The sequence below is a fragment of the Actinosynnema sp. NPDC023658 genome (genome assembly GCF_040639995.1).
GTDB lineage: Bacteria > Actinomycetota > Actinomycetes > Mycobacteriales > Pseudonocardiaceae > Actinosynnema.
Genome location: NZ_JBFAAX010000419.1, coordinates 1 through 446, shown reverse-complemented (window position 1 = coordinate 446; position 446 = coordinate 1). Strand labels below are relative to the sequence as shown.

1 protein-coding gene is annotated in these 446 nt (G+C 72.6%); it reads left to right on the top strand.

The features are described from left to right. The coding region (locus tag AB0G02_RS27905; protein ID WP_360799381.1) for a hypothetical protein at positions 1-230 on the top strand (230 nt) is incomplete at its 5' end. Between the last annotated feature and the right edge of the window lie 216 nt (positions 231-446).

Sequence of the window (446 nt, the reverse complement as noted above, 5' to 3'; positions counted from 1 at the left end):
CCGGGCTGCCGGGGGCGGTCGTGGTGGACGTGGGGTTGACCGGGCCGCCGGACGACCCGCGTGCCGAGGTCGTGGTGGTGGAGGCGAACATGGCGTGGTTCAGCCAGGTGTACCGGTCCGACCCGGCGCGGGCGCTCGACGTGGTGCTGCGCGTGGCCGGGCCTCTCGGGGACGTGTCCACAGCGGACAGACCGTTCGTGCGGCCGTATCGGACCGTGGTCCGACCCTGAACTCCGGACTGTGGACCGATCCGCCCTGGGGTCGCCCGATGGGAAGTTGTCCACCATGACAACCGACTACACGTTCCCCGGCCGGTGGGTGGGCGCGGCCGCGCTGGTCCTGGGCCCGGTCTCGCTGCTCGTCGGCACGCTGCTGCGGTGGCCGTTCCCATACTTCTTCCCGCACCAGCTGGCCGCCGTGGCCGAGCACCCGGCCCTGATGACCGC